Below are 9,671 nucleotides of genomic sequence, written 5' to 3' on the forward strand. Positions count from 1 at the left end.
AAGCGTCAGCAGTCCGGAAACCCGCCCCCGGAGGACCACACCCGGCACCACCCACCAAGCGAGCGCCCCCGGCCCAACAACCCCCACGCCCGCCGAAGGCGGAAGAAACAGCAACCCCCACGGCGGGCCAGCCGAAAACGTACGGCGCTAAATAAAGAGCGCCGCGACCCGGTCCGGCGCTACGGGGCGAGAGTAGAGCCACCCCTGCCCCGTGTCGCAGCCGATGCGGCGAAGCCGCTCCGCCTGTTCGGCGCTTTCGACGCATTCGGCGGTGACCGTGAGCCCGAGACGGTGGGCGAGTGCCACCAGTGCCTCGACGATCATCTCGTCGGCCGGATTGGGGTGTTCCTGGGAGCGGAACCCGCGGACGAACGACCCGTCGAGCTTCAATACGGAAACCGGGAGGCGGCTGAGGTAGGCGAGGTTGGAGTAGCCGGTGCCGAAGTCGTCGATGGCGATCCGTACGCCCATGTCGCTCAGCGCCTGGAGGGCCTGGAGCGGGCGGCCGGCGGAGCCCATGACCGCCGACTCGGTCAGTTCCAGCTGGAGCAGCCGCGGCGGGAGACCGGTCTCGGCGAGGATCCCGGCGACGTCCGCGACCAGGTCGGAGTCCCAGACCTGACGTACGGCCACATTGACGCTGACGAACAGCGGCCGGCCGTCGGGGTGCGCCAGCTGCCAGGCGCGGGCCTGGTGGCAGGCGCGTTCCAGGACCCACCGGCCCAGCTCGACGATCGCGCCGTTCTCCTCCGCCAGCGCGATGAACCGATTCGGCGACAGCGTCCCGAACTGCGGGTGCCGCCACCGGACCAGCGCCTCCACGCCCTGCGCCCGGCCGTCCCCCAGTCCGACCAGTGGTTGGTACTCCAGGGTGAATTCGCCGCGGTCGACGGCCGGCCGAAGCGTGCTGGACAGCGCCTGGCGGGTCATCCGGTGGGCGTTGCGCTCCGGGTCGAAGAGCGTCCAGCGGGCCTTGCCGTCCTCCTTGGCCCAGTACAGCGTGGTGTCCGCGGCCTGCATCAGGCCGGTCGCGGTGGTGCCGCCGGCGGCCCGCTCCACCACGCCGATGCTGGCCGACACCGAGAGCCGCTGCCCGGCCAGGTCGAACGGGCGCTGCAGCGCGTCCAGCACGCACTGGGCCAGCTCGGCCAGCTGGTCGGTGCCGGTGGAGTCCTCCACCAGGAGGGCGAATTCGTCGCCGCCGAGCCGCGCCACCAGATGCCCGGTGCGGCCCGTGCCGCGGTCGTCGTCGGTCTCCGCGCAGCGCATCAGCCGCTGCGCCACCGCGCTGAGCAGCCGGTCGCCGACCCGGTGCCCGAGGGTGTCGTTGACGGCCTTGAAGCCGTCCAGGTCGAGGTAGCAGAGCCCGATCCGGCCGGTGCCGGTCGCGTCGAAGGCGGCCGTCTCCAGGGCGGCGGCCAGCCGCTCGAAGAACAGCGCCCGGTTGGGCAGCCGGGTCACCGGGTCGTGCATCTGCAGGTGCCGCAGCCGGGCGAGCAGGTCGTGGCGGTCGCTGATGTCGGCCACCGACAGCAGCATCCGCTCCTCGCCGCTGAGCGGTTCCGGCGTCAGCGGCTCGACCGTCACTTCCACCCATACGGAGTGCCCCTCGGGGTGTTTGAGGCGGCGGGTGCAGCGCAGCCGGTCGCTGCGGCCGCACAGCACCTCGCGGTAGGCGGTCCACACCCGGGGGTCGGCACCCAGGTCGGTGAGGTCCGCCGCGGTCGCCGCCACCAGGTCCTCCGGGTCGGCGCCGACCAGCTCGCCGAAGGCGGGGTTGGCGGCCAGGACCAGTCCGTCGCGGTTGAGCACGGCCATCGCCAGCCGGCCCGCGTGGAAGGCGGCGCGGTAGTCGCCGAGGGAGGCGGCGGAGTCGTCGTGGCGGCCGGCCGGGGCGTGCCGGGCGTCGCCGGATTCTTTGGTGGTGCCGTTACGTTCCGTCACTGAGGGCAGCGTTGCTCCGGGCGTGCGGCCCGGGCCGTCGGGGTGTCCGCTCACTGCTCGCTCCCGCTTGGCGCTTGTCTCGTGATGGAGGGGGGATCCCGCGCTGGAAAGTGTGGCGATCATAGAGGCTGGCACGAGGGCCGATCCAGCGACGCAGCCGTGCTCCCCGGCCCACATGACGGAACTTCAGCCATTTCTGCCCGGCTCTGTTCGCGGCGATTGCCCCGTTGGTCGATTGTGACTGTCCGTTACGGGGCGGTGGAGACGCGCCGATCACTCGTCTGGGCCCCGGAAACAGGACGAATAGCATTAAATCGCCACAGGGTAGATGAGGTCCCCGAATCCGTCCCTGGAGGTCCGTGTGCCGCGCGCCCAGACGCCCGACGGGGGCGACCGTCGCCGCCTGCGGCGCCTGGCGGCCGTGCTCACCGCGCTGAGTGCGCTGATCGCCACGTCCATCGTCGCCGGGCCCGCCACCGCCTCCGAGGCCGCCCTCCCCTGTGCGCTGGGCCGCAGCGAGGCCCACCACTCCGAGGGCCTGGACAGTTGGAACGGCTCCTACACCCGCCCGGACCGCCCGCTCGACGCGGTGCTGATCTACCTCTCCTTCCCGGACTCCCGGCCGGCCGCCGCCCCGCAAGCGCTGGCCCGCGACTACTTTCCCGCCACCTCCGCCTTCTTCGAGCGCGCCTCCTACGGCCGGTTCCGGCTGCGCCCGCACGTCCACCGCCCCTGGGTGCGGATGCCGCGCTCGTCCGTCTCGTACGGCATACAGCGCGACTGGGACGCCGGACGGCGCGCGGCCTACCTGCGCGACGCGGTCGCCGCCGCCGACCCCTCGGTGGACTTCGGCCGCTATGACGTGGTCTATTTCGTCGCCGATCCGGAGGCGCCCGGCGTCGATTCGGATGCCACCAAAGTGGTCAACCTCGATCAGCCGATGCATGCCGACGATCACGAGCTGCGCCGCTTCGTCACCGTCTTCGAGCAGAGCCCGCCGGACCGCAACGTCCTCGCACACGAGACCGGTCACGTCTTCGACCTGCCCGATCTGTACCACCGGCCGCAGAGCGGCAAGGGTGACTGGGACACCTATGTGGGGGACTGGGACCTCATGGGCAGCCAGTTCGGACTGGCGCCCGATCCCTTCGCCTGGCACAAGTGGAAGCTCGGCTGGATCGCCGACAACCAGGTTGCCTGCGTCGATCTCGCACACCCCGGCATGTACTCGCTCCGCACCCTGACCGCCCCCCTCGAACCCCGCGGGCAGCGCCGTCCGCGGCTGCTGGTGCTCCGCACCGGCCCCGACAGCGCGCTCGCCATCGAGGCGCGCAGCGCCCTGGGCAACGACCGCTCCCTGTGCAGCGAGGGCGTCCTCGCCTACCGCATCGACAGCGCGACCGCCTCCGGCTCGGGCCCGGTCCACGTCCTCGACGGCCACCCCACCACCTCCGCCTGCTGGGGCACCTCCGTCTACCCGCCGCTCGCGGACGCGCCCCTGGGCGTGGGGGAGAGCATGGACGACGCGAAGGACGGCGTACGGATCCAGGTGGCCGGGCGGACCGGCGACGGCGACTGGGCGGTCAAGATCGGCCGGGGGTGACGACAGGGGCGTCGTTCCGCGCCCATGACGAAGGCCCCCACCTGAGGTGAGGGCCTTCGACCGTCTGTGCGCCGCCAGGGACTCGAACCCCGGACCCGCTGATTAAGAGTCAGCTGCTCTAACCAACTGAGCTAGCGGCGCCTGCTGACGGGGAAAACATTAGCATCCTGATCGGGGAGGACAAAAATCGGTTTCCCGCTGCCCTAGGCCAGCGCCGAAACGCGGGGCTGACCTGCGGCTTCCGCTGCCTCCCCGGCCGCCGGGCGGGCCGCGCGGACACAGGCCCACAGCAGCACGTCCGGCCCCGGCAGCCAGGGCCGGCGGACGTCCGGCGCCACCAGCCACCGGGAGCCCGCGACGGAGTCGTCGTCGGCCGGAGCGGTGCGCGGACGCGGTGCGGTACGCGGGCCCGTACGGGTGGCGGGGGCGGCATGCGGGTGCAGCGGCGGGATGGTCACCGCGTCCCCGCTGCCGTGGCACAGCAGCGGCGGGACGGCCGCCGCCCACTCCTCCCAGACCAGCAGCGCCGGCAGCCGCTGGGCGGTGCCCGGCGTGGCGAACAGCAGGATCCGCCCGCGGTGCGCGGCCACCGGCCCGGAACCGGGGCCGGCGGACCAGAGCCGGTCCACCATCCGCCGCCCGAACAGCGCCGGGGCGTTGATGACGTCGAAGGCCGTCCCGCACGGCAGCACGCTCGGCGCGTCCGGCCGCAGCGCCCACAGGGCGTGCAGGTCGTCCGGGTGGGGGCTGGCCGAGGCGAGCCAGTCGGCGCCGGCGAGGGTGACGTACGACGTGGCGGGGTGGGCGGGGGTGCGGGGGAGGTCGGGCAGCCGGTCACTCATGGGAACAGGTCTACCGATACGGGCCGTACCGGCTCGGCTGATTGGTGGAAACCGGGACGGCGTGGCACGGGACCCGGTACCTTGCCCCTTCGCATATGCCAGCGGCTCATGGTTGGTGACCATGAGCCGTCGTGGGGCGTCTGTGATGGATGTGAACGAGCGGACGGGTCGGCCCGCGGAGGCCGGTCGTCGGACGGGTCGGTGCGCGGACGGGGTCAGTCCATGTCGCCGAGCAGCGTGCCGCCGCTCCGCATCAGGCTGCGGCCGAACTCGATCATCTTCTGGGCGTAGTCCTCGGTCCACTCGGCCTGCTCGGCGAGCACGGCCAGCGGCAGCCGATCGAACCGGCTCGGGTCGGCCAGCTGGGCGGCGGCCAGCGCCTGGAACTCCGTGGCGCGGTCGGCCGCGGCGCGGAAGGCCAGGGTCAGCTCCGTCGCGCGGCTCAACAGCTCGCGCGGGTCCTCTATCGACTCCAGGTCGAAGAAGTGCTCGGGGTCGGCAACGGCCTCGGGTGGTTCGAAGAGCAGCTGCGCGGGCTTCATGCGCCGTGGCCTCGGTGCCGTACCACGGGGGTCGGGAGCCGGTCGCGGCTCGGACATGTACGTACCTCCAGATCGTGTGCCGCATTCCATTGTCCCGCCTCGCGCAAGTGCGCCCTGGGGCGTGAGGTGCACGGAGGGGGCGCCGGGGGTCCGCCGGGCCCGTTCCGCCCGGCCCGAGGGCCCCCGGTCTCACGGCCGCCAGGCCACCCGGTGCTCCTGCAGGTGGGCGAGGACGGCGTGGTTCGCCTCCCAGCCGTCCGGGAACTTCACCGTGACGCCCAGGCTGACCGGCTCCGTCGAGGGGTGCTCGTCGAGGAGGTCCGCGACCCCGGCCCGGCAGACCACGATGCAGGCGTGGCGGTGCCGGGACGCGAGCACGCACAGCCGGCCGGTCTCCAGATGGAACGCGGTGGCGTCGGGCCGCCCGGAGAGCGGGTGCAGGACGACCGTGACGTCGAACTCGCGGCCCTGGAGGCGGTTGGCGGTGTCCACCGTGACGTCCGACACCCCGAGCTCCGCGAGGGCGGCGCGGACCGCAGCGGCCTGGTCGCGGTGGGCCGTGCCGACCGCGATCCGGGCGGCGGTCAGCGGCGTCGGCTCCGGCGCGTGCTCACCGCTCGCCGCGCCGCCGCGGTCCAGCAGCCGCCGCACCACCAGGGCCACCGCCCGCACCGCCTCCGGGTCCGTCCGCGGCGTACGGCGGGCGGGCAGCTCCAGCAGGCCCCACCCGGACTCGGCGGCCTCGTCCAGGACCCGGTCCACGCCCGAGCCGTCGCCCGGCACCCCGAACGCCAGCCGGCGCTCACCGGGCCCGGTGCCGCTGCGGAACGGCGTGTACGGGTAGAACGCGGCCGAGACCAGCGGGGCGGCCGAGGCGGGCAGCCGCCAGGAGACCGGGAGGCGGTGCTGCGGCAGGTCGGGGTTGTGCGCGAGGAGGGTGGAGACGGCGCTGGCCGACGGGTCGTACGTCAGCCCGGCCCACTGCTCGGCGCCGACCACGCTGAACGGGTCCAGCTGCCCGGGGTCGCCCACGAACAGCGCCCGCTCGAAGAGCCCGGCCACGCTCAGCAGCGCGTCCGACCGCATCTGGTACGCCTCGTCCACGATGGCGTGCCGCCACGGCTCCTCGACCTTGGTGTAGGCCCACTTCGCGGCCGTCGACACCACGACGTCCAGCCCGGCCAGATCGGCGATCTTCGCGGACGTACGGACCGCCGGCAGCTCGGCCAGCGCCGGGTCGAACGCGCCGGGCTCACTGCTGTGCAGCCGACCGACCGGCAGCTCCGGGTCCTTCTCGGCGAGCCGCAGCACGAGGTCGTCGACCTGGGCATTGGTCTGCGCGACGATCATCAACGGGCGCCCGGCGGCGGCCAGTTCGCGGGCCGCGCGGACGACCAGGGTGGACTTGCCGGCACCCGGCGGGGAGTCGACGACGACGCCGCGGCGGGTGCCGTGCAGCGTGTCGCGCAGGATCGCGTCGGTGGCCGCCGCGGCCGCCACGGAGGGATCGGCGTCCCGGGCGCCGGCGCCGGCGGTGGGGGGCGGGTCCTGAAGGGCCGTCATTCCGCGGTGATCTCCCAAGGCGTGGCGGGCAGGGCGGTCCGGGGGCGGGTGCGGGTCACAGGAAGTCCTCCGCGGTCACCGGGTCGGCGGTCTCGTGCGGGGCGTCCGTGGTGGCGGAGGGCGGGCCGCCGTGGGTCCACGGGGTGTCCTCCGGGTCCGGGAGCTCCGGGCCGCCGCGCGGGGCGTGTTCGAACAGCGTCCAGCAGACCGTGTCCGCGGGCTCCGGCACCGAGCCGGGCTCCGGGGTCCGGCTCCGGCCCATCCCACCGGTCAGCCGCACCACCAGCACGTCCGGTTCGCCCGGCGCGTACGCCACGAACTCGGCGGGCTGGGTGCGGCCGTCCGCCAGCGGGCGGTAGAGCTTGGCGCCGCCGGACAGCAGGGGGCGGTCGGCGGTGCGCAGCGTCACCAGGGGGCGCGGCATCGGGCGCTTGCCCTCGGACATCGCCATCTCCACGGCGGTCACCGTGCCCGCGAACGCCTCCCCGGCCAGCCGGCGGCCCGCCATCACCAACGGGTCGTCCAGCGCCTCCTGGGCGTCCAGCTGCGCCTGCGCGGTCTCCCGGGCGGACAGCTTCTGCGCGGCGGTCACCGCGTCGTCCCGCCGGGGCTGCGGCGGCTCCCCGGCGCGCACCCGGTCGCGGTGCGCCGTGTACGACCAGCGGTCGCGCTTCCAGCGGTCGGCGACCCGGGCGCCCTCGGGGAGCGCCCGCAGCAGGTCGAGGCCGCGCCAGACGGCGTCCCAGGTCGGCCGCAACTGCCCCTCGATCAGGGCGCGCAGCTCCTCCTCGGCGCCGGTCAGCCCGGCGTCGTAACGGGCCATCGCGGGCGCGAGGAGGCGGTTGTCGAACGCCGGGTCCGTGGCCGGCCCGGCGGGCGGGCACCGCAGCTGGCCGTCGGCGTCGCGCGCCGACTCGGCGAACTCGGCGGCCTCCTGGCCGGACCTCCCCGGCGGCGGGTCGATCCAGGCGAGCAGCGCGCCCAGGTGCTGGTCCTCCAGCACGCTCTGGCCGGTCGCCCAATGGCGGGCCAGCAGCCCCGTCATGGGGAGCAGCAGACTGGCTCCGGGGACCCGCGCACGCTCGCCGAAATGCGTCAGCCAGCGGCCCAGCAGCGGGACGTGCGGCGGCGCGGGATGGGCCGCCTCCGGTTCCTGCTCGGCGGTCCGCCGGAACCGCATCGAGCGGCCCAGCAGCCGGACGTACTCCACACCGGCCGCGCTGGGGACGATCAACTGCGGGGCGTCCGCGCACAGTTCGACCTGCACCGGGACCTTCTTGCCGGTCTCGGGGTCGGTCTCCTTGCGCTCCTCCCACTCCACGGCGTCGGCGAAACCGTCCACGTACGGGAGCACGGTCTCGGCCAGCTCGGCGAGGAACGCGAACCGCAGATCGCGGTTGCGCGGCTGCGGGACGGCCAGCAGGGCGGGCTTCTCACGGTCCGTGCCGACCAGCGCGCCCAGCGGGGCACCGGCCTCGCCCGCGGTCGTCAACGGCACGAGGACCAGCGGGCTTTCGGAGAGATGGCGGTGCCGGACCGTGCAGCGCGGGCGGGCGCGGCCGGCGGCCACCGCCTCCATCCGGGCCAGCGTCTCGATCAGCGACATCTACGCCTCCTCCGCTCGCGGGTGGGGCACGGCGGGCCCTTCCGCCGTCGCCCGCGGTACGTAGGGTCCGTCCGCCGGCGTCCGCGGTACGGCGGCGGCCGCCAGTGCCTCGGCGCGCAGCGCGGCGGCCCGGCGCAGGGCGAGGACGGCCGGGTCGTCGGGGCCGGCCGGGGCATCGGGCCCGGTGGGGTCATCGGGCCCGGTCGGGGCGTCGGGCCCGGTCGGGGCGTCGGAGCCGGCCGTATCGCCCGGGCCGGCCTCCGCACGCGGGCCCTCGCACGGCGTGCCCGGAGGCCCGTCGCTGCCCGGGTCTCCGAGGCGGGCCGCCGCCAGCACCTCCTCGATGGTGCGCAGTCCGCCCAGCTCACCCCGGACGCCGCGGCCCAGCGCCTCCACCGCGCCCTCCTGGCGGGCGTGCTTGCGGCAGTGGAAGGCCAGCTCGCAGGCGGCCAGGCACTCGGGGGCGTAGGCCGCGCCGACCGCCCCCACGGCCGCGGCCAGCTCCTGTGCCGGGCGGGTCGGGGTCTTCCCGTCGTCCGCCAGCCGCAGGTCGAAGGTGGTCCCCTCCGGGAGGGCGGCGGCGATCTCCTCGACCCGGGTGAGGCGCGCCAACTGCCGTCGGGTCGTGGCCAGTTGCTTGCGGATGTCGACGGGCGCGGCCGTGGGGAGGTTGGAGAAGTCCTTCGGGCACACCAGCAGCACCCGGTCGCGGACCCGCACCGCGCGGCCCGTGTGCGCGGCGGCGTGCGCGGCGACCGGCTCCAGGGCGAGGACGTACACCGCCGCCTGGCGGGCCGCGGCGCCCACCTTGGCGGCGTCCGCCGAACCGTCGATCATCGGGAAGGACTTGATCTCCACGACCGTCCAGCTGCCGTCCGGATGCACCACCACCGCATCCGGCTCCACATAGGCGGGCGAGCCGGCCACGTCGACCGCCAGCATCGGATGATCGAGCAGCGTCCACCCGCCGGCCGCGGTCGCCTCCCGCAGCGCCAGCGCCGTACGCGCCGCGCGGCCCTCCGGCCCCGCCGCGGACAGGTCGGGCGTGGCCACCGCCCCGGGCCCTTCCGGCTCGGGCGGCGGGCTCCCCGGGTCGAGCCGCTCCCGCACCAGCCGCAGCAGCTCCGCGCCGCCGTCCGCCTTCACCCGGGCCTCGAAGGCGTTGCCCCGCACGAACGCGAACTGCGACTGCCCGTACCCCGTCGGCGAACCGAGGGCGCCGGCCAGCGCGCCCTTGTCGACACCCGCACCGTCCAGCAGCGCCCGGCGCCGGCAGCCGGGATTGGCGGCCAGCGCGGCGAGCGCCCGGGCGTCGAGCGACCGGGGGCGTACGCCGGGACCGCGCAACTCGCTGAGCCTCTGGCGCAGGCTCGATGACGGCAGCGCCTGCCCCACCGGAGGACCGGCCGCCACGGCTCGACTGTCGCGGAAAACGTTCACCTGCCGAAGTCTCGCATCCGGCACTGACATCCAGCACAGGCATCCGGCACTGACATCCAGTGCAGACATCCAGCACAGACATTCAGACCTGGCATCGGGCGTGGATCTGGCTTGGCACGGGTGGGTGGGGG

Annotated in this window: 7 protein-coding genes and 1 tRNA gene; 1 reads left to right on the top strand and 7 read right to left on the bottom strand. The window is 74.6% G+C overall.

Annotated elements, in window-relative coordinates; genetic code table 11:
• Window positions 1-147: 147 nt before the first annotated feature.
• Window positions 148-1,944 carry a putative bifunctional diguanylate cyclase/phosphodiesterase gene (locus tag V2J85_RS40065; RefSeq protein WP_261951275.1) on the bottom strand — a complete coding sequence of 599 codons (1,797 nt, stop codon included), beginning with the start codon at window positions 1,942-1,944 and terminating at the stop codon, window positions 148-150.
• A 361-nt stretch (window positions 1,945-2,305) separates the two neighbouring features.
• On the opposite strand from V2J85_RS40065, the gene V2J85_RS40070 reads away from it, so the two are divergent.
• Complete coding sequence (locus V2J85_RS40070; RefSeq protein WP_261951276.1) at window positions 2,306-3,547, top strand: M6 family metalloprotease domain-containing protein; 1,242 nt, start codon at window positions 2,306-2,308, stop codon at window positions 3,545-3,547.
• A 67-nt stretch (window positions 3,548-3,614) separates the two neighbouring features.
• Here the strand turns inward: V2J85_RS40070 and V2J85_RS40075 are convergent.
• The 6 genes from V2J85_RS40075 to V2J85_RS40100 all read right to left on the bottom strand — a co-directional run bounded on the left by V2J85_RS40075 (window position 3,615) and on the right by V2J85_RS40100 (window position 9,540).
• Window positions 3,615-3,688 (bottom strand) — tRNA-Lys (locus V2J85_RS40075).
• A gap of 62 nt (window positions 3,689-3,750) precedes the next feature.
• Window positions 3,751-4,389, bottom strand: coding sequence for a bifunctional DNA primase/polymerase (locus tag V2J85_RS40080; protein ID WP_330824330.1), 639 nt, complete (start codon window positions 4,387-4,389; stop codon window positions 3,751-3,753).
• A gap of 215 nt (window positions 4,390-4,604) precedes the next feature.
• The gene (locus tag V2J85_RS40085; protein WP_410011138.1) at window positions 4,605-4,988 is read right to left on the bottom strand and encodes a hypothetical protein; all 384 of its coding nucleotides are present in this window, start codon (window positions 4,986-4,988) and stop codon (window positions 4,605-4,607) included.
• Between the two features lie 132 nt (window positions 4,989-5,120).
• Window positions 5,121-6,494, bottom strand: a complete 1,374-nt coding sequence (locus V2J85_RS40090; RefSeq protein WP_261951279.1) for an AAA domain-containing protein — start codon at window positions 6,492-6,494, stop codon at window positions 5,121-5,123.
• 55 nt (window positions 6,495-6,549) lie between these two features.
• Window positions 6,550-8,100: a hypothetical protein gene (locus V2J85_RS40095; protein ID WP_330824331.1), complete on the bottom strand. Its 1,551-nt coding sequence runs from the start codon at window positions 8,098-8,100 to the stop codon at window positions 6,550-6,552.
• Window positions 8,101-9,540, bottom strand: coding sequence for a hypothetical protein (locus V2J85_RS40100; RefSeq protein WP_419836884.1), 1,440 nt, complete (start codon window positions 9,538-9,540; stop codon window positions 8,101-8,103). It lies immediately after the preceding gene.
• Window positions 9,541-9,671 lie beyond the last annotated feature (131 nt).

It is taken from the genome of Streptomyces bugieae (assembly GCF_036352915.1).
GTDB classification, from domain to species: Bacteria; Actinomycetota; Actinomycetes; order Streptomycetales; family Streptomycetaceae; genus Streptomyces; species Streptomyces endophytica.